This is a genomic window from Streptomyces sp. NPDC007905 (genome assembly GCF_042959345.1).
Taxonomy (GTDB): domain Bacteria; phylum Actinomycetota; class Actinomycetes; order Streptomycetales; family Streptomycetaceae; genus Streptomyces.
In genome coordinates, this window is the sequence record NZ_JBIBKS010000001.1 from 257,926 (window position 1) to 280,197 (window position 22,272).

A 22,272-nucleotide genomic window follows, 5' to 3' on the forward strand; every position below is an offset into this window, starting at 1 on the left:
GATCCGGTTCAGGATCCGGTTCAGGCTCCGGTTCAGGATCCGGTTCAGACGGACGGCTGCGGCGCCCGCTCGGGTACGGGCAAGTGGTAGACGTGGAAGGCCTGCCCGATCACCGGCTGGGCCACGTTGCGGACCCGGACGCCACCGCTGGTCATGCCGTGTTCGGTGCCGGCGTGGGCGTGCCCGTGCACGGCGAGGTCGGCGCCGGCGGTGTCGATCGCCTCGGCGAGCAGGTAGCTGCCGAGGAACGGGTAGATCTCCGGCGGCTCCCCGGCCAGGGTGTCCGGCACGGGTGAGAAGTGGGTCAGGGCGATCCGCACGTCGCAGCTGCGGTCGTCCAGGTCCTTCAGGGCGCCCAGGAGGCCGTCGGCGCACCGGCGGCTGTAGCGGACGAACTCCTTCATCAGGGGCTCGCCGAACTCCCCGGCGCAGCGGCCGACGAAACCGCCGCCGAAGCCCTTGGTCCCGGCCACCCCGATCCGCGCACCGTCGGCGCCGACGACGGTGGCCGCTCCCTCGAGGACCTGAGCGCCGGCGTCGCGGAGGATCGCGGTGACCTCCTCGGGCCGCTCGGCGTGGTGGTCATGGTTGCCGAGGACGGCGACGACCGGGACCGGCAGGTCCTTGATCTCCCGGGCGACGACCTGCGCCTCCTCGGGGGTGCCGTGCCGGGTGAGGTCACCGGCGAGCAGCAGGACGTCGGCGCACCCGGGCAGCGACTCGAAGGCGGGACGGAGCGTGCCCTGGCTCTCCGGCCCCATGTGGATGTCTCCCACGGCCGCTACGCGGATCATGTGAGGTCCTCCCCGTGGTCGGGCGAGGAGGTCCCGGCGACGAGGATGTCGCAGTGGACCGGGTGCCCCGCCAGCTCTTCGCGGGCCATGCCGAGGATCTCGTCCCGGCACTGGGTGGACGGCACGGTGCCCGTCAGCAGGACGGCGTCGCCGTGCGGGACGAGCCGCACGCCCAGTTCCCCGAGGGGGCCGGAGGCGAGCCGGTCGGCGAGGTGGGCGACGCGGTAGTCCAGGTTCTCGGCCGCGGGCAAGCCCGGCGGCCGTACGTCGTGGTCGGTCATGAGGACCCCTCCCGGAGTTCGATCACGTTCAGCCGTTCGAGCAGGAACAGGAAGGCGGCGGGCATGGGACTGTCCCCGCAGGAGGCCCGCACCTCGGCCCAGTCGACCTTCTCGCGTACCGCGCGGGCCACCGGGAGGACCGCCCCGAAGTCACAGTAATGCTCCGAGAAGGCGCTGATCAGGCTGCGGATCAGGTCGGTCGGGGACAGTACGGGCATCAGGACCGAGTCGACCGGGAGGCACTCCGCCCGGGCCAGCATGTCCTTGGTGACGGGCTCATGCGCCAGCTGGAAGATGATGTCGATGTCCTGCCCACGGCAGGTCGTCTTGAGCAGCCAGTCCTCCGGCGGGGTGCGCACGGCCAGACCCGCCTCGTGCAGCGAAGCGGCCACCGCGTCGGCGTCCTCCGGCAGCACCGCGAAGTCGGCGTCGTGCTGGAGGTGACGGCTGCCGCCATGTGCGTAGACGGCCACACTGCCCGCCAGCGCGAACGGGTGGCCCTTCCTCTTCAGCAGGGCCCCCATCTGCTTGGCGGCCTCGAGGATCGCCTGGCTGCGGTCCTGCGGCAGGTCCTGCGCGTTCGGCAGCGGTGCTGCCGAGTGCACCGGCCTGTCCGAGGCGAGGCGGAGTTCGATGACCTCCGGCCGTCGGACGGGGGTTGTCTCCTCCCCTTTGTGCGTCATGTCCTCTCCATTCACGGCGCCCGGCACCCCCGGACGGCCGGGTCGGCCCCGGGGCCCTTTCGGGTACCCGGAGGGCCCCCGCGTCAGTCGTCACCGTCGGGCGCGGGACACCCCGTAATGAGCCCGGAGCACCGGAGCGCGTTGTTGCGTGTGCCGCACGGCGCGGTCGGGAGCACCCTGGTAGGCATGAGGCTCCGGCGGACAGGTTCGGGTCTGCGGCAGCCATGGCTGTCGTCCCATGCCCTGCTGCTGCTCCCCATCACGCTCATCGTGGTGATCACAGTGGTGGACCTCCACTCCCCCGAGAACATCCATCTGGGCCCGGCACTGGTCATCGCCCCGGCGCTCACGCCGTCGTTCGCCGGCCCCCGGACCACGGGGGTGGTCGGCGCGCTGGCGGTGGCCGCCCAGGCCCTGATCGGCGTCTACCACGGTGGCATCGCCACGACGAACCACATCGTGCAGCTCGTCACGCTCGCCGTGCTCTCGGTGCTGGTCGTGGTCTACGGCGCGGTGCGGGAGCGGCGCCAGGCGCAGCTGGCCCAGGTCCGCACGGTCGCCGAGGCCGCGCAGCACGTGCTGATGTGGCCGCTGCCCGAGTACATCGGCCCGCTGCGGATCGCCTCGCTGTATCTGGCCGCCGAGGACGAGGCGCAGATCGGCGGCGACCTGTACGCGGCGACCCGGTGCGACGGCTCGGTGCGGGTGCTCATCGGGGACGTGCGCGGCAAGGGCCTGCCCGCCATCGGGGAGGCGGCACTGCTGCTGGGCGCCTTCCGGGAGAGCGCGCACCGGCATGTCGCACTGGCGGAGCTGGCCACGTCGCTCGACCAGAGCATCAGCCGTTACACGGCCGAGCTGGAGACGCCGGAGGAGGCGGGCGAGCGCTTCGCCACCGCCCTGCTGGTGGAGATCCCGGACGGGGATCCGGTCACCTGGATGACCAGTTGCGGCCATCCGCCGCCGCTGCTGCTGAGCCCGGGGCAGGTGGTCACGGTCCCGAGCCTGCACCCGTCGCCGCCCCTCGGGGTGCACGCGGGCGCCGAGCACACGCTGGACGTGTTCTCCCTCGAGCCGGGCGACACGCTGCTGCTGTACACCGACGGTGTCGTCGAGGCCCGGGACGCCCGCGGCCGGTTCTATCCGCTGGCGGAGCGGGTCGCGCGCTGGACGGACGACAGCCCGGAGGCGCTGATGCACCATGTGCGGCGCGATCTGCTCGCCCACGTGGGCGGCCGTCTGAACGACGACGCCGCCCTCATCGCCCTGCACCGCACGGCCCTCGACGCTCGCCGCCACCACGGGCGGGGTGCCGGCGCCGAGGGCCGCCGGCACGGGCCCGGCACCCGCACGGAGTGAGGCCCCGGAGCACCGGATCCCGCTCGGGTCGGCCGGTCAGGCACGGTTCCTGTCCGCCGACGTGACCCGCGGACACCCCCTGAGAAGCCCGGGTCGGGGTGGAGGACGCGTGGGACGGGGTCCGGACCGTCTGCGGCCCGGGCGGGGCGCACGGGCAGCGGCGGGCTCGCGGTCAGGCCGCCCCGGCGGCGGGCAGAAGAAGGCCCGTACACGCTCGAACGCTTGTTCAGCAACGCACAAGGTCGACCCCGGGCCGTCCTCAGGAGCCGGAGCCAGGCACGTTCAACAGCCTTTGTGCCAATGTTCAGTCACGGAGGTGGTCCGCCCGGGCGGGCCGTTGCGAAAATCGCGGGCGCCCCGAGAACAGGGAGGTCCGATGTCCGTACGACACCTGCTCGCCGGCCTCGCTCTGGTGCCGGTACTGGCGTTACCGGCCACCGCGCAGGCGGCCCAGGGCGGCCCGCCACACGCCCGTTTCGACCTGCAGGCCCACCGCGGCGGCCTCGGGATGACGACCGAGGAGTCGCTGGAGGGCTTCGGCAAAGCGATGCGGCTCGGGGTGTCCACGCTGGAACTGGACACCCACGTCACCAAGGACCTGAAGGTGGTCGTCAACCACGACCGGCAGATCAGCGGCGTCAAGTGCCGCGACACCGCGCCGGTCACGCCCGGCGACCCGATGTACCCGTACGTCGGCAAGTACATCAAGGACCTGACGCTCGCTCAGATCAAGACGCTGGACTGCGGCTACCGGCAACTGCCGGGTTTCCCGGAGCAGGAGGTCGTCCAGGGCTTCCGGATGGTCGAGTTGAAGGACGTCCTGAACCTGGTGAAGAGCTACCACGCGCACCGGGTCAAGCTGAACATCGAGACCAAGGTCGAGGCGGGCGCACCGGAACAGACCGCCCCGCGGGAGGTGTTCGTCCGCCGGGTGTACGAGGAGATCCACCGCTCGGGCATCGAGCGGCAAGTCACCATCCAGTCCTTCGACTGGGGCGCGCTGAAGGCGATGCACCGCCTGGCGCCGAAGTGGCCGCTGGTGGCGCTGACGAACTACGACTTCCTGCAGGTCGGCCAACCGGGCGCGTCCCCGTGGCTCGGCGGGATCGACGCCGACGACTACGGCGGCGACTTCGTCAGGGCGGCCGCCACCGTCCCCGGTGTCACGGCCCTCTCCCCCGCCTACGGCTTCCCGCAGTCCGGGAAGGTCGGCGACCCCGGCTTCCGCTTCTACTCGGACGCGGCGATGGTCGCCGAGGCCCATGCCCGCGGCCTCGAGGTGGTCCCGTGGACCTGCGACGACCCGGCGACGGTGGAGGCGCTGATGGACTTCGGCGTCGACGGGATCATCACGGACTACCCCGACCACGTACGGCAGATCATGGCCGACCGCGGGATGCCGCTGCCCCGCCCGTACTTCCCGCACGACCGGCCCTGACCACCACGAAGCCCCGCCCCGAGTGGGGCGGGGCGGGGCTGCGCGCCTGTTCCCGCCGGTCAGCGAACCGGCTTCAGGTCGGTGATCTTCAGCGTCTTCAGGTCGGACTGCACGTCGATCCTGCTGACCTCTGCGGAGCTGCCGTCGCCCCAGGTGAGCGTGACCCTGCTGGTGGCGTGACCCGCGCCGGAGCCGGTGTAGGCGACCTTCCACTTCACCGGGACGTTCTGGGCGAACAGAATGCCGTCGGCGTGGTTCTTCTTCTCGAACGCGGCGACCTTCTTCTGGGCGGCGGCGGACAGGTAGAAGGCGCGCAGTGCCTTGGCGTTGGCCGCGGCCGCCGGGTCCTCGTTGTCCCACACGGAGTCGATGTAGGCGCCGTAGAAGTCGGTCACGCGCTGGGTGACATTGCGCGGGTCGCCCTGGGCGGAGGACGCGGCGGCGGCCCGGGTGGTGTGGCTTGCGCCGGTGTAGGCAAGGGCGGGCGTGACGGCGGCCAGGGTGAGGCCCGCGGTGAGGGCGGCGGCGGTCAGAAGGGTCTTGCGGTGACGGACGGTCATGTCTCTCGTTCCCCCGTATCCTTCGCGACCGGACTCTTCCCGGCCGTCGACGGACCTTAAGACCGCAATTCCTTCCGCCCGGTTCCACTTCTCACCGCATCTCTCCCCTCTTTCTTTCCCCGTATTTCCCGGCATCTGACACGACGACAAAGGTTGCGCCGAATTCCGGTCCATTTCCCTGCCTTTTCGGCCACGTCGCTCAGGCCGTCGGCGGATTCCGCTCTTCCACCAGCCGGGCGAGATGGTCCAGGGCCATACGGGTGCCGAGTTCGTTGTCCTCGCGGGGGATGTCGTCGGGGACGCCCTCGTGCAGGATCTCGACGTCCGTCGCACCGTCCTCCGTCTCGGTGAGCGTCGTCGTCATGGTCATGGTGCCCCGCACGGCGTCGTCGTCGGTCTCGAACGCGAACACCTCCACGACCTGGACGCCGGGCAGGAGTTTCGCGAAGTGCCCGTGGTAGGTGTCCGTGCGCCCGCCGGACTTGCCGGCGCCGCGCTGGCCGTCGTAGGTGAGGGAGATGCGGAAGGCGCCACCCTCGCGGGCCTCGAAGGTGTGGACGCGGGCGGTCATGTTCTCGGGGACCCGCCAGGCGGCGAGGGCGTCCGGATCGACCAGGGCACGGTAAACGGCCGCTGCGGGCGCCTGCACCCGCCTCGTGACTCGCGTGGCGTACATGGCCTCACGCTACCGGCCGGGCAGCGGCCCGTGCCGTCGTACGACAGTGCGGGGCTCACTTCCACGCAGGCACCGCCGGCGTCGTCGCTCCACGGCTTGCTCCAGCCGCGGGCGCCCAGCTGCCGGGCCGGTATCCTACGCGCGCACCGGTGCTGCCTCGGCCGGTCAGCGGCGCAGCGGGAGTGCCGACCGCTCTCGTCCGTCGGGCTACCCGGCGCGGGGTCCGTCGCCGGGCGCGGCGTCGGGCAGTACGCGGAAGCCGGACAGGCCCTCGGGCTCCTCGGAGACGCTCGTGCACTGACTCACCCGCGCCGCCGGCGGGCCCTCGGCCGCCCAGCGCGCCATGTGGTCGACGTCGTCCGAAGCTCCTTCGAACACGGCCTCGACGTCTCCGTTGTGCAGATTGCGCACCCATCCCGCGACTCCCCGTTCCTCGGCGAGCCGACGGCAGGTGTCGCGATAGAACACACCCTGTACGCGGCCAGTGGCACGCACGTGCTGCCGGACGGTCATTCCTGGGGCCTCCTGTGCTCGTCCCGCACGTCCTGGGGCGTCTCTCCTCGTCGTGCGGTGATCCGGCGCAGGTCCGGCCGACGCACGTCGTAGGCCCGGCCCAGGCGCTCGAACCAGCGGATCAGGCGGGCGTCGGCGTCGAGCCGGCCGGTCAGCACGCGGCGCCGGGCGCCGGCGCGCCACGCCGGGATGCGTTCTTCGACGACCTGCATGGGCGGTGATTATCCGGGCCGAAAGCGGCGGTCCCGGGCCGCGACAACTCGTTCGGCCCAGGACAGCGGCCCCTACCACCCGGATGCGCGAACGTCCTCGCCGAACTCACGGTCGCCGCCCGTGGCGCCGGCCCCGCCGCCGCTTCACGAGGGGCTCGTCCGTCCGGCGCGGACCGCAAAAGAAAATGGGGAAGGGAGTTACCCGCTCCTTTCCACTGTCAACCTATAGCGCACTGGGGGACTTGCGGCAAGGCCCCCGTCGTGCCGCAGAATCGTCGGCCGAGGCCAGAACCTGCGGAAACGGGGAGATTCACGAAGTGCGTGTGTTGTTGGCGTCTGGGTCGCACGGGGATGTCGAACCGCCGGCGGGACTCGCGGTGGCGTCGTGGGAACTCGGCGCGCAGGTGCGGGTGTGCGCGCCTGCGGACGCGGGGTTCGCGGCGCTGCCGGTGGGTGTCGGCGTGCCGCGCGGCGCGGACACGCCGGCACCAGCCGCGCGGGCCGGGACGGTCCACCTGGCGGTACCCCGGATCGTGGAGCAGCCGTGCTGGGCGGGCCGGATGGCCGAGCCGGGCATCGGCGCGGCACACGACGGTCCGGCTCGACCTTCGAGTCCCTGTCGGCCGCGCTCAGAACGGCCCTCACCCCCGGGACTGGCGCACGAGCAGCCACCGTGGCCGCCATGATCCACACTGACGGGGCGACGGTGGCCGCGAAGCTGCCGCTCGGCACGGTCGGCCGGGAAAACCCGCCCAAGCCCGCCTGAAGCACACCGATCGCCGGGCCGGAACCCGGCACACGAGAACTCGCAACCCCCTCGCCACGCCGGTCCAGACGCCTTGCCGCGCCCATGGACGCAAGCGGCCGCATATCGGAGCTGATGCCGTGAACCCCCTGACCACCAGCGCGTTCGACCTTCCCGATCGCCTCTCCCCCAAGGCCGACCCGACGCTGATCGCCGGTGACGAACAGCACTTCGCGGCCATCGCCGAGTGCCTCGAGCAGTCGATCGCCGAAGTGTCCGACCGCCTCGACGCCGAGCGCAGGGCTCCCGGCGGACTGGGCCGGCAGGCGATGGACCGGGACACGGAGATCCACCGGCTGTCCGCTCGCCTGCGCGCCCTGCGTCGCTTCGGACTGGACCTGTGCCTCGGGCACATGGTCGGCGCGGACGACTCCCAGCCCGTGTACGTCGGACGACTCGGCCTGACCGACAGCACGGGTCGTCGACTGCTGCTCGACTGGCGCTCCCCGGCGGCCGAGCCGTTCTTCGGAGCGACCCACGCCAACCCGATGGGTCTGGCGAGCCGCCGCAGGTACCGCTGGACCCGCGGCCGGATCAGCGACTACTGGGACGAGGTGTTCACCGCCGACGGGCTCGAACGGCACGCCGCGCTCGACGACCAGTCCGCCTTCATCGCCAGCCTGGGCAGCGACCGGTCGCCCCGGATGCGAGACGTGCTCGGCACCATCCAGGCCGACCAGGACGCCATCATCCGCGCCGGATCCAGCGGCGCTCTCGTGGTCGACGGCGGTCCGGGCACGGGCAAGACCGTCGTCGCCCTGCACCGCTCCGCCTACCTCCTCTACTCCGACCCCCGCCTCGGTCACCGCCGGGGCGGCGTGCTGTTCGTGGGTCCGCACCGGCCCTACCTGGCCTACGTCGCCGACGTCCTGCCCAGCCTCGGAGAGGAGGGCGTGCAGACCTGCACGCTGCGGGACCTCGTCGCCGAGGGAGCCGGGGCGGTGCTCGAGACCGACCCGGACGTGACCCGCCTGAAGTCCTCCGCGGACTTGGTGAAGGCGATCGAGCCGGCCGTCAGGTTCTACGAGGAGCCGCCCACCGAGGGGATGACGGTCACGACCCACTGGTCCGACATCCAACTGACCGCCGTCGACTGGGCCGTGGCGTTCGAGGCGGCGGAACCGGGAACTCCGCACAACGAGGCGCGCGGGCAGGTCTGGGAGGAACTGCTCACGCTCCTGGTGGACAAGCACGAGGGCGACGCCCCGGAGGCTCTGCTCCGCAAGTCGCTGCGGCAGAACAGGGAGCTGCTCACGGCCTTCAACCGCGCATGGCCGCTGCTCGAAGCCGCCGACCTCGTAGGAGACCTGTGGTCGGTGCCCGCTTATCTGCGGATGTGCGCTCCTTGGCTCAGCCGCGACGAGGTCCGGAGGCTGCAGCGCACGGAAGCCCAGGCCTGGACGGTGTCCGATCTGCCGCTCCTCGACGCGGCACGGCAGCGGCTCGGCGACCCGGAGGCGGCGCGGCAGAAGCGCCGGCACCAGGCCATCCTCGCCGCTCAGCGCGAACGCATGGCGCGGGTCGTGGACAACCTGATCGAGGCCACAGCCGACTCCGGTGCCGACGGCGACGACGGCGAAGGCCTCGTGACGATGCTGCGCGGCGAGGACGCCCAGGTCAGCCTGGTCGACGAGACGGAACTGCCCGCCGTCGAACCCGACCTGCTCGCCGGCCCGTTCGCGCACATCGTCGTGGACGAGGCGCAGGAACTGACCGACGCCGAGTGGCAGATGCTGCTGCTCCGCTGCCCGTCCCGGAGCTTCACGATCGTCGGGGACCGCGCCCAGGCCAGGCACGGGTTCGCGGAGTCGTGGCAGGAACGGCTCGAGCGGATCGGGTTCGACCGCGTCAACCTGGCCTCCCTGAGCATCAACTACCGGACACCGGAAGAGATCATGGCGGAAGCCGAGCCGGTCGTCCGTGCCGTTCTCCCGGACGCCAACGTGCCGACTTCCATCCGCAGCAACGGCCTCCCTGTCGTGCACGGATCTGCTTCCGATCTGAAGTCGATCCTCGACACGTGGCTCGCTGCGCATGCCGAGGGGATCGCCTGCGTCATCGGCGATCCCGGATTCCGGTCGACGTCCCGCGTCCGGTCGCTGACCCCGGAGCTGTCGAAGGGGCTCGAGTTCGACCTGGTCGTCCTCGTCGACCCGGAGAAGTTCGGCGAGGGCATCGAAGGAGCGGTCGACCGCTATGTCGCGATGACCCGGGCGACCCGGCAACTCGTCGTCCTCACGCGCTCCTGACGTCTGCCGGACAGCACCCGTTCCCGGCCGGGTGGGAGGACTGGGCGCGCCGCTCAGGTGTCGGCCATGAGCCCGGCCGCGACCGTGGCACCCAGCTCCCAGCATGCCTGCACATCGGCCTTGGCGGGTTCGCCGGTGACGGTCACCGCCTCGGCCGTGCGGCGCCAGCCGAGGCCGGTGGTGAGGGCCTCGATGGCACGCACGGCGCCCGTGACGTCGTTGCCGCCGTGGACGTAGTAGCCGAAGGGCCGGCCCCGGGTCTCGTCCAGGCACGGGTAGTAGACCTGGTCGAAGAAGTGCTTGAGGGCGCCGGACATGTAGCCGAGGTTCGCCGGGGTGCCGAGGAGATAGCCGTCGGCCTCGAGGACGTCGGAGGCGGTGGCGGACAGGGCCGCCCGCCGCACGACTCGGACGCCCTCGATCTCCGGCGTGGTCGCGCCGGAGACGACGGCCTCGAACAGGGCCTGGCAGTTGGGCGAGGGGGTGTGATGCACGATCAGCAAGGTAGGCACAGTCCGAAACCCTGCCCTGCCGGTGCCTGCGCCCGCAAACGGCGTCCGGCACCCGGCGCGCGGCGTTGTGGGCCCCGCACCCGGGGTGCGACGATGCCCGGCACCTGCAGGAGTCGGGAGGAGCCGTCTTGACCGAGGAAGATCGCCGGGCACCGGCCGCCGTGGTGTTCGACGCGCTGGGCCTCGACTACGAGAAGGCGTTCGCCTCGTCCGGGGCGCACCGGGCGTCGCTCCAGTGGCTGCTGGACCGGCTGGAGCCGGGCAGCCGGGTGCTGGACGTGGGCAGCGGGACGGGACGGCCGACCGCTCAGACCCTCACGGAGGCGGGGCACAGGGTGCTCGGCGTCGACGTCTCGCCGGTCATGGTGGACCTCGCCTCCCGCCAGGTGCCCGCGGCCGAGTTCCGCCTCGCCGACGTCCGTGAACTGTCGCTCCCCGAGGGCGGGTTCGACGCGGTGTGCGTGTACTTCTCGCTGCTGCAGATGTCCCGTGCCGAGCAGACGGAGGTCGTGGGCGGGCTGGCGCGTGCCCTGCGGCCCGGCGGGTTCGCGGTGCTGGCCACCGTCCCTCTCGACGTGGAAGCCGTCGACGCCGTTTTCATGGGGCAGCCGGTGCGCGTGACGAGCTTCGGCGCCGGTGACTTCACGACGGTGGTGACCTCAGCGGGCCTGACGGTCCTGTCCGAGGAGCACGCCACCTTCGCCCCGGCCCATCCCGACGCCGTACCCGAGCCGCACCTGTTCCTGCACTGCCGGCGCGACGGGGACTGAGCCCCCGGCCAGGGACCCTTATGGCGTACGGCGGTGTCGGCGCCCTCGGTTACCGGGGCTCTTGCAGAAAGCCTCGGTGGGGCCACGGTCCTTGGGCGGCATGGGGCCGTCCTCATGCGCTGGGGAGCGCTCCCACAAGAGCCGGGTGGAATCCCGGAAACGTGCGGCGGCCCCACCACTGGAGGGGTGGGGCCGCCGTTCACGCATCCGCCCTTGCGTTCAGTACCGCAGACGCCTGGCCCGCAGCAGCATGACGAGCCCGGAGAGGGCGAGCAGCGTACCGATCGCCGCCGGCCACAGGTGTGCTCCGGTCTCGGCGAGTCCGCCCTGGACCGCCTGGGGTTCGGTCTGTGCGGCCGGGGCGTGCGACGGGCCGCCCGCGGGGGTCTGGGTGGCCTGGCCGACGTCGCCGGCACCGGACTCGGACGGTGCGGCCGAAACGGCCTTGTCCGCCCTGGCCTGCTCGGTCTGCCTGGCCGGCTTGCCCTGCTCGGTGGGCTTGCCGTGCTTGGTGGTGTTCGCCGGCGAGGTCGTCTTGTACGTCTTCGGCTGCTGGGCCGGGCCGGAGGAGGCCGGAGCCGGCGGCGCGGCCGTGACGCTCGTGCCCGGGGCCGCCGTGGCTCCGCTGCCCGGGGCCGCCGTGGCTCCGCTGCCCGGGTCGGCCGTCGCACCGGTGTCCTGGCTCGGGCTCGGATCCGCCGTGCCTCCGGAGTCGTCACCGCCGCGGGCTCCGCAGGTCCGGCCGGAGTTGATGCAGTCGACCATCTCGCGCATCAGGTTCTCGGTGAAGACGTTGATGAAGTCGCCGTGGTCGGTGACCGGCTTGTGCAGCTGCTCGGGGAAGGAATCCACCGCGAAGAGCGGAACCGTACGCCCGCCGTCGTTCAGGCTCGGCGCGGCGACGTCGTAGACGATGCGCTGCACCAGCTGCGGAATCGCCCGGAAGCCCTCGGGGCAGGAGCCGTCGGGGGCGGCGAAGGCCACATGGGTGCGGTGGTTGGCGCTGTCGATGTTGCGGCCGTCCCAGCAGCTCTGGAAGTGGAAGGTGCGCACCACGTCGCTGCCGGCCGGGCACAGCGGATACTTGTCCTTGAGCTGCCGGTTCTCGTAACCCGTACAGCTCCAGGAGGCGTTGGCGTTGGCGGGACCGTTGACGAAGGCCTTGGCGTCGCCGGTGATGATGCGCAGCAGACGGGGCATCTCGGTGACCTTGCCCCGCGGGCTGCCCACGAAGGTCAGCGTCACCTGCTTGGGCGTGACGATCTGGCCCGCGTTGCCCTCGGTGCCGCCGCCCGGGGCGCCGGCGTCCCGTTCCTGCTTGCCGTTCTGCAGCCGCAGCACCGGCCAGTAGTACGTGGACCTGTCGCCCTGGTCCACGCAGCTGGTGTCGGCCTTGGCCAGGTCGTCGTCACTGGCGAAAGCGTTGTTGGACTGGTTGCCGACGTAGTCGTGGAAGTGGTGGGCGCCGTTGGAGACCCCGGGGGCGACGATCACGTTGTCGGAGTTGAACAGGCCGTTCGCGTTCACGCCGCACTCGGAGGTGAAGGTGCCGCGCGAGGCGTCGGCCTGCTGGGGCGGGTTCTGCACGTTGGGCTGGACGGAGGTGATGTCGACGTAGTCGGAGGCGACGGGTCCGTTGCCGCCCTGGCCGGCGCCCGTCTGGCCGCCACCGTTCTGGCCCTGTCCGCCGCCCTGCTGGGATCCGTCGCCCGGGGTGGCGGTGCTCTGGCCGGCGCTGCCCGTGTCGCCGCCCGCATTGTCCTGGCCGGGCCGCAGCGTGCAGGCGGCCAGGGACTCCAGACCGTCCGGCCGGTCCCCCACCCGGTCGATGGCGACGGCGATGCGCTCGATGGTCGCCGACCGCTTCTCCTCCAGCGGGTTCATGATCGGGTCGTCGGCGGCGCCCGGATCCTGGCGCACGGCCTGCGCCGACGCCTGCAGTTGCTGGTAGGCACCCGCTATCTGCTGGTCCAGCTGGGCGAGTTCACGGTCGACGTCCGCACGGGCCCCGTCCGGCACCGCGGTCAGCCGGTTGCCGACGTCCGGGCAGTCGATCGTGGCCATGCCCGCGGACCTGACCTGTCCGGTCGCGTCGGGGCCGTCCTGTCCTCCCCAGGTGCCCTCGGTGGCCGAGGCGTAGACGTTGACGGCGACGAGCCCGCCTCCACCCAGCATCAGGGCGACCGCTGCGAGGGTCGCGCGTCGTGCGCCGGTCGGGCGTCTGCGCCTGTTGCGTACCAAGGTCGTCCCCTTGTGTGAAGCGGTCGGTCGGGCATGGAGTTCCCCCGCCCCATACGGATGGCGGCGCCCGGGCGTTCAACCGGATCGAAAATTAACAGGGACCTCACAGCAAAGCGCAATCACAGCGCCCTCCACCAGGTGCGGCAGTTCGGCGGCGGGGCCGGTCCCGTCGGAAGGACGACGAGTTTTCCCACTCGAACGGCACGGCGAACATCACAAATATGTATCGGACATTCCGCCCTTCAACCTTCACACCAGGGACACAAGTTGGCTAGGTTGACGCCAGGCCGCCCGGCTGCCCAGCGAATCCGCCGTGGTGTCCGGGCCCGGGGCTCGACCGACTCCGGGTTCGGCCCAACTGCCCTGTGGGCAAGGAAGGAGTACGTCTTCCATGGCGCCGGAAAGCCGCGACGAGGTACGGCAGCGGATCGACTCCCTCTACGAGCAGGCCGAGAACGCGACGGGGAACTACAACGCGACCCGGGCCCTGTCGGCGGCGACACGTTCGAGAGGCGTCCCGCTGGCCAAGCGATCCGGCCGACGCCCGGATCCCGACCTCGACGCGGTGGCCCGGCAGTGGTTCGACGGGGCGCGCGCAAAGCTCGGGCCGACGGTCCCCGCCGTGCTCCCCGCCGATCGGCAGCCCGCCCGGCCGGCGGCCCCGGCCCGCTCCCGGGACCGTGCGGCCGGCGGTGCGGGGGAGGCCCTCGGTATCGGTCTCGGCCTGCCCGAGCTGCCCCCCGGGTCGGACCGGCCCGCCGATCGCGGGGCGGCCGAGCTGACGGCCGGGACCTCGGCGGGCCCGAGCGGCCGCCCGCGGGCCGCCCTGGAAGCGGGGATCGCGGCACTGCCGAGCGGCCTGTCCGCCGAAGTTCCCAGCCGCGCACTGGAGTTGCCTGGTCCGGGCACGCCCGGGCCGACCAGGTGGGACACGACGGAGAGTCCCGGCCGCGCCTTGCCGGAAGCAACGGGCCAGGGCCCAGCCGCCCAACTCGCCGGGGGCCTGCCCCAACTGACCCGCCCTGGCGCGACGGACCCCCGCGGCCTCGGCATGCCGGACCCGACCGCCGCCCCGCTGGTCGGCGGCGTGGCCCAGCTCTCCGGACCCGGCCCCGCCGGATCCCCCGGGTTGCCGGGGCCGGGCGGCCGCGGTCCGGTCGAGACGGCAGTTCTGCCCGTCGCCGCGCTGCCCGCAGCCCAGGGCGCTCCGGTGCTTGAGCCCCGGGAGCTGCCGTTCTCCGCCGCCACACCCCGGCGCCCCTCCCCCGCGGACTTCAAGGCGAACAACCGGCGCAAGCTCGCCACGGCCAGGGACCTGCTGTCCCGGTACACCGCCCGACTCGGCACGCCCCCCGCGGCCGTCCCCGCCGCGCCGGGCGCCTGGAACACCGGAGCCCGGCCGGCGTCGCAGCCTGGTCTCGAGCAGATGGGGCAGTGGGCCCTGGAGGGGACGGGCCGGCTGAGCCCGGCCGAGTGGGAGCAGCCGGGTCAGCCGGTCACCGGGCAGTGGCAGCAGCCGCAGTGGACGACACCCGGCACGCCTGCGACCCCGGACACGGCCCTCCCCCTCACCACGCCGACCCCGGCGACCCCGACGGCCGACACGGGCTCCTTCGCACCGCTCACCGCCAACCCGCCCACCAGCACGGGCTCCTTCGCGCTCCTCACCGACACGGGATCCTTCGCGCAGCCAAGCGTCCCGCCGCTCACCGACACGGGATCCTTCGCACCGCTCACCACCAACCCGCTCACCGACACGGGATCCTTCGCCCAGTCCGCCGTCAGCTCGCTCACCGGCACGGGCTCTTTCGCACCTCTCACCGACACGGGCTCCTTGGCACAGCCAAGCGTCCCGCCGCTCACCGATACGGGCGCCTACACACCGCTCACCACCAACCCGCTCACCGACACGGGATCCTTCGCCCACCTCACCGCTGCCGCCGCGGCCGAAAGCCGCTTCACACCTCCCACCGCTGCCGCCGCGGCCGACACCGGCTCCTTCGCGCCCCTCACCGCGCCCGTCCTCGGAAGTGCCCCCCAATCCAGTCACGTCGTGCGCGTTGCCAAGGCCATCGCCTTCGCGCGGGCGCAGATCGGGAAGCCGTGTGTGTGGGGAGCCACCGGACCGGACTCGTACGACTGCTCCAGCCTCACCCAGGCGGCGTGGAAGGCGGCCGGGGTCACGCTGCCGCGTGCCGCGCACCAGCAGGCGCTGGCCGGCACCCCGGTCACGCTCGCCGGTCTCGAACCGGGTGACCTCGTCCTCTTCTTCGACGACGACCGGCACGTGGGCCTGCACATCGGCGACGGCATGATGGTCCATGCGCCGGGCCCGGGGTCGTACATCCGCGAGGAGTCGATCTACGGCGCTGGGGAGTCGGCGATCCACCGGGTGATACGGCCGGCGTGACGACCGCCGGGGCGCCCGCCTCGGCGCCGGTCGCGCCGACGGGCGCGTCGGCTCTCGTAGTGGTCCAGCAGGGTCTCCGCCACCGGCCGGTAGGTGAGCCCCAGTTCGTGGATGCTGCGGCTGTTGTCGACGCGGAAGCGGATGCCGAGGTGCTTGCGGATGTAGTCCTGGGTGAGGCCGAAGACGGGGCCCAGGATCCGGACCGGCCAGTGCGGGAGCGCGGTGCGCGGCAGGCGCGGGTCGTGGGGGTGACGGGTGCGGATGACGCGTGACATCTCGTGGAACGACGTCATGGTCTCGGCCGCCACGATGTACCTGCCCTCGGCCGTCGGGTTCTCGGCGGCCGCGATGTGCGCCTCGGCCACGTCCCGTACGTCCGCGGTGGTGAAACTGAAGGTGGGTGCGCCGTAACAGAAGTAGCCCTTGAACAGCTCGTCGAGGAGGAAGAGGCTGCCGGACTCGGACGCCGGGGTGAGTGAAGGACCGAGGACCAGGCCGGGGTTGACGGACACCATGCGCCAGCGGTCCTGCGCCGCCGCGGCGTCCCATGCGGCGCGTTCCGCGAGGGTCTTGGCGTAGTGATAGGGGTTGTTCTCCAGTGTGCTGGTGGTGTTGAAGTACCGCTCGGACAGCACCTGGCCGTCCATACGCAGGACGTCCGCGTAGTCACCGAAGATCGCGCCGACGGTGGAGGTGAACACCAGGGTCCGGACCTCCGGGGTGCGCTCGATGCTCGCCAGCACGTTGCGGGTGCCCAGCAACGCCGGATCGACGACGTCCCGTCGGCCATCCTTGATCTGCTCGGGCATCAGGAACGGCGAGGCCACGTGGAAGACGACCGAGCAGCCGCGGAACGCCTCGTCGAACGACCCCTCCTTCAGCAAGTCCGCCTCGAACAAGCCCAGTTGGCCGGGGAACGCCTCCTGCATCTCCCACAGGGGCCTTACCTTCGCCGCATGCGCGGTGCGGCGTACGGTGGCGCGCACCCGATGGCCCCGCTCCAGCAGCCGCCGTACCAGATGGCCGCCGACGAAACCGCTGCCGCCGGTCACCACGACGGTCCTCTCCCCGCGTCCGCCCACGCGCCCTCACCCCTCGCTGCCGGTCGTCGTCCGTGGGTCCGCCGAGGACAGGGTCGGCCATGCCGGGGCGCGAGGGAAGGGAGCGGAAGGACGGTGGGCGGGAGGGAAGGGCGCGGAGGCACGGCGGGCGGCCCGGAGGCACGGCGGGCGGCCCGGCCGACTTCCGCTTCCATAAGCGACCCCAGGACAGGCCATAAGATCGACTTATGGGGTCATAGACCGAACCCGTGTACTAACTTAGGTCTGCCTTAGTCTAGGCTTCCCGAGCGAGTCGCCTGTTCACGCTCGAAGGGAACTGATCATGCCGCGCCCCCTGCGGGTAGCCATCGTCGGAGCCGGTCCCGCCGGGATCTACGCCGCCGACGCCCTGCTGAAGTCCGGGGTGGCCGCCGAACCCGGCGTGTCCATCGATCTCTTCGAGCGGATGCCCGCGCCGTTCGGCCTGATCCGGTACGGCGTGGCGCCCGACCACCCGCGCATCAAGGGCATCATCACCGCCCTGCACCAGGTGCTCGACAAGCCCCAGATCCGCCTGTTCGGCAACGTCGACTACCCGACCGACATCAGCCTGGACGACCTGCGCGCCTTCTACGACGCGGTGATCTTCTCCACCGGTGCGACGGCCGACCGGGAGCTGCGCATACCCGGCATCGACCTGGACGGTTCCTACGGCGCCGCCGACTTCGTCTCCTGGTACGACGGCCACCCGGACGTGCCGCGCACCTGGCCGCTCGACGCCGAGAAGGTCGCCGTGCTCGGCGTCGGCAACGTGGCGCTCGACGTCGCCCGGATCCTCGCCAAGACGGCGGACGAACTGCTGCCGACGGAGATACCGCCCAACGTCCACGACGGTCTGAAGGCGAACAAGGCCGTGGAGATCCACGTCTTCGGCCGCCGTGGCCCGGCGCAGGCGAAGTTCAGCCCCATGGAGCTGCGCGAGCTGGACCACTCCCCGAACATCGAGGTCATCGTCGACCCCGAGGACATCGACTACGACGCGGGCTCGATCGAGACCCGGCGTGGCAACAAGCAGGCCGACATGGTCGCCAAGACCCTGGAGAACTGGGCGATCCGGGACGCCGGCAACCGGCCGCACAAGCTGTTCCTGCACTTCTTCGAGTCGCCCACGGAGATCCTCGGCGAGGACGGCAGGGTCGTGGGTCTGCGCACCGAGCGCACCGCGCTCGACGGCACCGGCAACGTCAAGGGCACCGGCGAGTTCAAGGACTGGGACGTCACCGCGGTCTACCGGGCCGTCGGCTACCTCTCCGACAAGCTCCCGAAGCTGCCGTGGGACCTCGAGTCGGGCACGGTTCCGGACGCGGGCGGCCGGGTCGTCGAGGAGAGCGGCGCCCACCTGCAGTCGACGTACGTCACCGGCTGGATCCGGCGCGGCCCGGTCGGCCTGATCGGCCACACCAAGGGCGACGCCAACGAGACGGTGGCCAACCTGCTGGACGACTACGCCAACGGCCGCCTGCACACGCCCGTTTCGCCCGACCTCGAGGCCGTGGACTCCTTCCTCGCCGAGCGCGACATCCGCTACACCACCTGGGAGGGCTGGTACAAGCTGGACGCCGCCGAGCGCGCGCTGGGCGAGCCGCAGGGCCGTGAGCGCGTGAAGATCGTCGAGCGCGAGGACATGCTGCGGGAGAGCGGGGCCTAAGTCCCCGGGGCGCCGCAGAGGCTTCGGGGGCGAGTCCAACGAAGCCTCCCGGGGCGCCTGTTAGGGTCCTGCGGTGTACTCCCTCCGGGAACCCGCCTTCTTCACCCGTCTGCGCGAGGCGCGCCGGGTGCTCGTCGCCGGTGCGGGCGGCGGCTTCGACGTCTACGCCGGACTGCCCCTGGCGTTCGCGCTGCGGTCGGCCGGCACGGAGGTCCATCTGGCCAACCTGTCCTTCTCCGACCTGTACGGGCTGAGCCTGGAATCCTGGGTGGCGGAGGACGTCGCCGCCGTCCGCCCCAACACCCCGCTGCGCGGCGACTACTTCCCGGAGCGCTCGCTCGCCCGGTGGCTCGCGGAACAGGGACTGCCCGACACCGTGTACGCCTTTCCCCGTACGGGTGTGGCACCGCTGCGCGCCGCCTACCGGGCGCTTGTCGGGCATCTGGGCGGCGTGGACGCCGTCGTGCTGGTGGACGGCGGGACCGACATCCTGATGCGCGGGGACGAGCACGGGCTCGGCACCCCCGAGGAGGACATGGCGAGCCTGGCCGCCGTCGCCGGGCTCGACGAGGTCCCGCACCGGCTGGTGGCCTGCCTGGGCTTCGGGGTCGACGCCTACCACGGCGTCAACCACGCCCTGTTCCTGGAGAATCTGGCCGCCCTGGACCGCGAGGGCGCCTATCTGGGCGCCTTCTCACTCCCCCGCGAGAGCCAGGAGGGTGCCCTCTACCTCGACGCCGTGGCGCACGCCCAGCGGTGCCATGCGAGTCATCCCAGCATCGTCCACGGGTCGGTCGCCGCTGCCGTGCACGGGGACTTCGGGGACGTCCGGTTCACCGAGCGCACCCGGGACAGCGAGCTGTTCGTCAACCCGCTGATGGGCCTCTACTTCTGTGTGGACCTGCCCGCGCTGGCCCGCGCCAACCTCTACCTGGACCGGCTGGAGGGCACGATGCTGATGCGGCAGATCAGCTCGGTCATCGCCGCATTCCGTGAGGAGCTGCCCCGCCAGCGGCCGCCCCGGGCGTTCCCGCACTGAGAGCGGGACCGCCCGGACGGGCCCGTCCCGCTCAGCGGTGGGCGAGGTCCCGGCGGGCCACCACTGCCGCGCCCCGGTCAGCAGGGCGAGTGCCGCCATCCGGCTGATGCCGCCGCCCGGGAAGGCGCCGGGCACGCTCACGTGCGGCCGAGGGCGGCGGGCCGCGATCCGGACCGCCGGGACGAGCGGGCCCGGCGTCGAGGGGGAGCGCGGCTCCGGGCGGCGTGTCGTCCGTACGTCGGGTGCGCCACAGGATCCGGCCACGCCGACGACGAACCAGGTGGCCGGTGCGCACACCGCGTCGGGCGACGGAGCGGCGGGAGGTGCTGCCACCGGCGGGGAACGGGGCCTGCCCCTGAGCGGATGGGCGGGCGGACCCCGTTCGCCGCACCATTGTGTTCACCGTGCGACGGTCCGGGGACGTGTGAACGAGGGTCGCCCGAGGCGTGCGGCGCGCACCCCGGACGAACGGCGCGCATCCCGTGCGCGGGGCTTGCCGGCCCGCCTTGCGTCTGCGTCTGCACCCCCGGATCCCCGTACGACGGGGCATATGACCGCCGCGACGCGCCGCCCGGAGCCCCCGCCCGGCGTGCCCCGCCGCCGGGCAGTGATACTGGGAGGCGCACCCGCCCCCATCAGCAGATTGGCTCATGTCGAACTCCGCCACCGACCACGCCACCATCCCGCAGACCCTGTGGGCGGCACGCGGTCGCCACACCGGTCCCGAACCCGACGACGTCGTCCGCCGCACTCTGCGCCGGCACAAGGAGAGCGGGGGCATCGACGACTTCGCCGAGCCGCCCGCACCCGAGGACTCATTCGTACAGATTTTCGAGGCACGCTGGCGCACCGACGGCACGGTGACCGTGCGGGCCCGGCTCACCCTCCTACCGCGCCGGGACCGGCCGGAAGGGCGGGAGTGGACGCTCGTCGCTGAGGCGGAGCGGCCGTGGGACGACGCGTGGCCGTCGCCGGCGACGCTGTTCTGGCCCGAGGCCGGAGCGACCGATGCCACCGACGGCGCCTGGGACCATCACCCCACCGTCGTGGGCCTGCGCTTCCGGCAGGTCAACGCGCTGCCCGAGGACGACAAGGAGATGCGCCGCCGGCTGCGGGACGCGGCGCGCGACGCCTGGTGCGTCAACCTCGTCGTGCACGAGGCGATGACCCCGGACGAGCGCGGCCGGCTGCCGCTGGCCCGGCTGCTGCCGCCGGGTCTGCGACACCGCGTGGTGGAGCACCGGGCCGCGCCGCAGCAACTGCGCGCCGTCAACTGGGCGCTGAAGGACCTCGGCGTCGAGGTGCCGCGCGGCGGTGCCGTGCTGCTGCCCCCGGACCCGGCGCCGGCCGGCTACGACGGCCGGGAACACAGCGTGCGCACCGTCTTCCTGGACGGCTCCGAACCGACCGAACTCCTCACGGCCGTACGGCACGTTGCCGGCCTGCCCCGGCCGTTCCCGCAGGGCGCCGAGGAGGCGCTGATGGACCTGCGCGAGAACTGGACGCTGCTGACCCTCCAGGAGGAACTGGAGCGCGAACGGCGGCTGGTCGCCATGTACGCCGAGGCGCTTCAGGCCATGACGAAGTCCCGGGACCTGTACCGGGAGGCCGCCGAGCAGGCCCACCAGGCCCTGGCCGTCTACCGCGACGCGCCCGTGCCGCCCGCCCTGCCGCACCAGCAGCAGCGGGCCGGCAGCCGGTCGCCCTCCGCGCTGCAGCAGTTGACGCGAACGTTCGAGCGGCTGAAGTTCAGCGCCAGGCCGTTCCGCCCCGTGCCCGTCCCGGACGGCGACGGCACGGACACCGCCGGCCCGGCGGAGGGGACGCCGTAGAAGGTGCCCGGGCGGTACGGCGGTACGGACGCCAGGAGGGGGAAGAGGAAAGGGAAGCGCGGGAGGCCGCCCCAGCCCGCCCCCGTGAGCCGCGAGGGACAGGAGGCCGCATGGATTCCACCACGACCCTGATGGTGATCGCCGCCGTCGTCGCGGCGCTGCTGCTCGCCGTCGCTGTCGGCCTGCTGGTGCGGCTGGTACGTACCCGGCGGACCCTGCAACGGGCGGGGCTCCCCACCGGGCCGCGCTGGGTGTTCTGGGGCGCGGTCCTGTATCTGGTGCTGCCCACCGATCTGCTGCCCGACCCGGTGTACCTCGACGACATCGCCGTCCTGCTCCTCGCGCTGCGCAGCCTGCGCGCCGGCCGGGCGCTGCCGCCCGGGCCCACCGAGCTCTGAACCGGCCCCGCGCGAGCGCCGGTTGCCCCACCATCGGGGGATGCGGCGCGTCTTCACCGGGATCCCGGACCAGCCGGCGGCGCCCGAGGTCGCCGTGGTCGTCGACGTGATGCGCGCGTTCACCGTCTTCGCCCGGGCGTTTCGCCGCGGCGCGGAGAGGATCGTCTTCGCCGGTACGCAGGAGGAGGCGCCGGGGCTGAAGGCCCGGCACCCCGACTGGCCGGCCTTCCAGGACGGTCCGCCGGCGCCGGGTTTCAACCTGGCCAACTCGCCCGCCCGGCCGCGCTCGCTCGACGTGAGGGCCGCACCGCCGTCCAGCGGACCACGGCCGGGACGGCACGGGCGGTCGCCGCGGCGCGGCTGCTGCTGTGCGCGAGCTTCGTGGTGGCCGGGGCGACCGCCGGGGTACTGCGGCGCGCCCGGCCGGACACGGTGGCCTTCGTCGTCACCGGGGACGGCGGGCGGGCCGAGGAGGACCCGGCCTGCGGCCCCGTACATCGCGGCGCGCGCCGACTCGTCCGACACCGATTCCGGGCCCTGCCTCGAGCGCGCCCGGCGCTTGGGCGCCGCCGCCCGGCTCGCCGAGGGCGTGCGGCTCGGCTGGGCGGGCGTGCACCGCGAGGATGTGCCGATGTGCCTGGAGGCGGACGCCTTCCCGTTCGCCATGGCCGCCGGTGTGCGACCGCTCGATGCCTGGTCGGCGTGGGCGCGGCGGCGATGCTCCGGTGCCGTGCGGAGCGCATGGGGGGTGT

General features: G+C 72.4%; 19 protein-coding genes and 1 pseudogene. 10 read left to right on the forward strand and 10 right to left on the reverse strand.

The window, feature by feature from the left end:
- Positions 1-44: 44 nt before the first annotated feature.
- The 3 genes from ACFZDC_RS01325 to ACFZDC_RS01335 are packed head-to-tail and all read right to left on the reverse strand — an operon-like array spanning position 45 to position 1,758.
- Positions 45-794, reverse strand: a complete 750-nt coding sequence (locus ACFZDC_RS01325; RefSeq protein ID WP_391319292.1) for a metallophosphoesterase — start codon at positions 792-794, stop codon at positions 45-47.
- Positions 791-1,075 carry a BON domain-containing protein gene (locus tag ACFZDC_RS01330; protein WP_391319293.1) on the reverse strand — a complete coding sequence of 95 codons (285 nt, stop codon included), beginning with the start codon at positions 1,073-1,075 and terminating at the stop codon, positions 791-793. The genes ACFZDC_RS01325 and ACFZDC_RS01330 overlap by 4 nt, the downstream gene beginning before the upstream one ends.
- Complete coding sequence (locus ACFZDC_RS01335; protein ID WP_391319294.1) at positions 1,072-1,758, reverse strand: hypothetical protein; 687 nt, start codon at positions 1,756-1,758, stop codon at positions 1,072-1,074. Before ACFZDC_RS01335 ends, ACFZDC_RS01330 begins: the two co-directional genes overlap by 4 nt.
- A 186-nt stretch (positions 1,759-1,944) precedes the next feature.
- Here ACFZDC_RS01335 and ACFZDC_RS01340 point away from each other — a divergent pair, with 186 nt between their 5' ends.
- Both ACFZDC_RS01340 and ACFZDC_RS01345 read left to right on the forward strand, forming a co-directional pair.
- Positions 1,945-3,117 carry a SpoIIE family protein phosphatase gene (locus ACFZDC_RS01340; RefSeq protein ID WP_391319295.1) on the forward strand — a complete coding sequence of 391 codons (1,173 nt, stop codon included), beginning with the start codon at positions 1,945-1,947 and terminating at the stop codon, positions 3,115-3,117.
- Positions 3,118-3,493: 376 nt separating this feature from the next.
- Complete coding sequence (locus ACFZDC_RS01345; RefSeq protein WP_391319296.1) at positions 3,494-4,555, forward strand: glycerophosphodiester phosphodiesterase family protein; 1,062 nt, start codon at positions 3,494-3,496, stop codon at positions 4,553-4,555.
- A 59-nt stretch (positions 4,556-4,614) separates the two neighbouring features.
- On the opposite strand, the gene ACFZDC_RS01350 is transcribed toward ACFZDC_RS01345, so the two are convergent.
- The 4 genes from ACFZDC_RS01350 to ACFZDC_RS01365 all read right to left on the reverse strand — a co-directional run bounded on the left by ACFZDC_RS01350 (position 4,615) and on the right by ACFZDC_RS01365 (position 6,516).
- Positions 4,615-5,115 carry a hypothetical protein gene (locus ACFZDC_RS01350; protein ID WP_391319297.1) on the reverse strand — a complete coding sequence of 167 codons (501 nt, stop codon included), beginning with the start codon at positions 5,113-5,115 and terminating at the stop codon, positions 4,615-4,617.
- Positions 5,116-5,314: 199 nt separating this feature from the next.
- The gene (locus ACFZDC_RS01355; RefSeq protein ID WP_391319298.1) at positions 5,315-5,791 is read right to left on the reverse strand and encodes an SRPBCC domain-containing protein; all 477 of its coding nucleotides are present in this window, start codon (positions 5,789-5,791) and stop codon (positions 5,315-5,317) included.
- Positions 5,792-5,998: 207 nt separating this feature from the next.
- Positions 5,999-6,304 carry an acylphosphatase gene (locus ACFZDC_RS01360; RefSeq protein ID WP_391319299.1) on the reverse strand — a complete coding sequence of 102 codons (306 nt, stop codon included), beginning with the start codon at positions 6,302-6,304 and terminating at the stop codon, positions 5,999-6,001.
- Positions 6,301-6,516, reverse strand: coding sequence for a hypothetical protein (locus tag ACFZDC_RS01365; protein ID WP_391319300.1), 216 nt, complete (start codon positions 6,514-6,516; stop codon positions 6,301-6,303). The genes ACFZDC_RS01360 and ACFZDC_RS01365 overlap by 4 nt, the downstream gene beginning before the upstream one ends.
- 885 nt (positions 6,517-7,401) lie before the next feature.
- Between ACFZDC_RS01365 and helR the strand changes: the two genes are divergently transcribed.
- On the forward strand, positions 7,402-9,570 hold the full coding sequence (gene helR / locus ACFZDC_RS01370; RefSeq protein ID WP_391319301.1) for an RNA polymerase recycling motor ATPase HelR: 2,169 nt from the start codon (positions 7,402-7,404) through the stop codon (positions 9,568-9,570).
- Positions 9,571-9,623: 53 nt separating this feature from the next.
- Here helR and ACFZDC_RS01375 read toward each other — a convergent pair whose 3' ends face one another.
- Positions 9,624-10,082, reverse strand: a complete 459-nt coding sequence (locus ACFZDC_RS01375; RefSeq protein ID WP_391319302.1) for an NAD(P)H-dependent oxidoreductase — start codon at positions 10,080-10,082, stop codon at positions 9,624-9,626.
- 128 nt (positions 10,083-10,210) lie between these two features.
- On the opposite strand from ACFZDC_RS01375, the gene ACFZDC_RS01380 reads away from it, so the two are divergent.
- Entirely contained in the window at positions 10,211-10,852 is a 642-nt protein-coding gene (locus ACFZDC_RS01380) for a methyltransferase domain-containing protein (protein WP_391319303.1), read from the forward strand.
- A gap of 219 nt (positions 10,853-11,071) precedes the next feature.
- On the opposite strand, the gene ACFZDC_RS01385 is transcribed toward ACFZDC_RS01380, so the two are convergent.
- The gene (locus ACFZDC_RS01385; RefSeq protein ID WP_391319705.1) at positions 11,072-13,027 is read right to left on the reverse strand and encodes a DUF1996 domain-containing protein; all 1,956 of its coding nucleotides are present in this window, start codon (positions 13,025-13,027) and stop codon (positions 11,072-11,074) included.
- Positions 13,028-13,484: 457 nt separating this feature from the next.
- On the opposite strand from ACFZDC_RS01385, the gene ACFZDC_RS01390 reads away from it, so the two are divergent.
- Positions 13,485-15,503, forward strand: coding sequence for an NlpC/P60 family protein (locus ACFZDC_RS01390; protein ID WP_391319304.1), 2,019 nt, complete (start codon positions 13,485-13,487; stop codon positions 15,501-15,503).
- Here the strand turns inward: ACFZDC_RS01390 and ACFZDC_RS01395 are convergent.
- On the reverse strand, positions 15,455-16,585 hold the full coding sequence (locus ACFZDC_RS01395; protein WP_391319305.1) for an NAD-dependent epimerase/dehydratase family protein: 1,131 nt from the start codon (positions 16,583-16,585) through the stop codon (positions 15,455-15,457). The genes ACFZDC_RS01390 and ACFZDC_RS01395 overlap by 49 nt on opposite strands.
- A 301-nt stretch (positions 16,586-16,886) precedes the next feature.
- On the opposite strand from ACFZDC_RS01395, the gene ACFZDC_RS01400 reads away from it, so the two are divergent.
- From ACFZDC_RS01400 to ACFZDC_RS01420, 5 genes and pseudogenes are all read left to right on the forward strand, one after another.
- A complete protein-coding gene (locus tag ACFZDC_RS01400) occupies positions 16,887-18,251 on the forward strand; it encodes an FAD-dependent oxidoreductase (RefSeq protein WP_391319306.1) in 1,365 nt (454 codons plus the stop codon).
- A 73-nt stretch (positions 18,252-18,324) separates the two neighbouring features.
- Positions 18,325-19,290, forward strand: coding sequence for a DUF1152 domain-containing protein (locus tag ACFZDC_RS01405; protein ID WP_391319307.1), 966 nt, complete (start codon positions 18,325-18,327; stop codon positions 19,288-19,290).
- Between the two features lie 650 nt (positions 19,291-19,940).
- Complete coding sequence (locus tag ACFZDC_RS01410; RefSeq protein ID WP_391319308.1) at positions 19,941-21,122, forward strand: hypothetical protein; 1,182 nt, start codon at positions 19,941-19,943, stop codon at positions 21,120-21,122.
- 110 nt (positions 21,123-21,232) lie between these two features.
- Positions 21,233-21,520 (forward strand): DUF1232 domain-containing protein, encoded by a 288-nt coding sequence (locus ACFZDC_RS01415; RefSeq protein WP_391319309.1) that lies wholly within the window; start codon positions 21,233-21,235, stop codon positions 21,518-21,520.
- Between the two features lie 40 nt (positions 21,521-21,560).
- Positions 21,561-22,193 (forward strand): annotated as a pseudogene (locus ACFZDC_RS01420) (2-phosphosulfolactate phosphatase); the annotation flags it as partial.
- Between the last annotated feature and the right edge of the window lie 79 nt (positions 22,194-22,272).

Excerpts from the sequence above, each read along its gene's own strand:
- ACFZDC_RS01325 (WP_391319292.1), bottom strand. The coding sequence starts at position 794 with ATGATCCGCGTAGCGGCCGTGGGAGACATCCACATGGGGCCGGAGAGC.
- ACFZDC_RS01330 (WP_391319293.1), bottom strand. The coding sequence starts at position 1,075 with ATGACCGACCACGACGTACGGCCGCCGGGCTTGCCCGCGGCCGAGAAC.
- ACFZDC_RS01335 (WP_391319294.1), bottom strand. The coding sequence starts at position 1,758 with ATGACGCACAAAGGGGAGGAGACAACCCCCGTCCGACGGCCGGAGGTC.
- ACFZDC_RS01340 (WP_391319295.1), top strand. The coding sequence starts at position 1,945 with ATGAGGCTCCGGCGGACAGGTTCGGGTCTGCGGCAGCCATGGCTGTCG.
- ACFZDC_RS01345 (WP_391319296.1), top strand. The coding sequence starts at position 3,494 with ATGTCCGTACGACACCTGCTCGCCGGCCTCGCTCTGGTGCCGGTACTG.
- ACFZDC_RS01350 (WP_391319297.1), bottom strand. The coding sequence starts at position 5,115 with ATGACCGTCCGTCACCGCAAGACCCTTCTGACCGCCGCCGCCCTCACC.
- ACFZDC_RS01355 (WP_391319298.1), bottom strand. The coding sequence starts at position 5,791 with ATGTACGCCACGCGAGTCACGAGGCGGGTGCAGGCGCCCGCAGCGGCC.
- ACFZDC_RS01360 (WP_391319299.1), bottom strand. The coding sequence starts at position 6,304 with ATGACCGTCCGGCAGCACGTGCGTGCCACTGGCCGCGTACAGGGTGTG.
- ACFZDC_RS01365 (WP_391319300.1), bottom strand. The coding sequence starts at position 6,516 with ATGCAGGTCGTCGAAGAACGCATCCCGGCGTGGCGCGCCGGCGCCCGG.
- ACFZDC_RS01385 (WP_391319705.1), bottom strand. The coding sequence starts at position 13,027 with ATGCTGGGTGGAGGCGGGCTCGTCGCCGTCAACGTCTACGCCTCGGCC.
- ACFZDC_RS01390 (WP_391319304.1), top strand. The coding sequence starts at position 13,485 with ATGGCGCCGGAAAGCCGCGACGAGGTACGGCAGCGGATCGACTCCCTC.
- ACFZDC_RS01400 (WP_391319306.1), top strand. The coding sequence starts at position 16,887 with ATGCCGCGCCCCCTGCGGGTAGCCATCGTCGGAGCCGGTCCCGCCGGG.
- ACFZDC_RS01410 (WP_391319308.1), top strand. The coding sequence starts at position 19,941 with ATGTCGAACTCCGCCACCGACCACGCCACCATCCCGCAGACCCTGTGG.
- ACFZDC_RS01415 (WP_391319309.1), top strand. The coding sequence starts at position 21,233 with ATGGATTCCACCACGACCCTGATGGTGATCGCCGCCGTCGTCGCGGCG.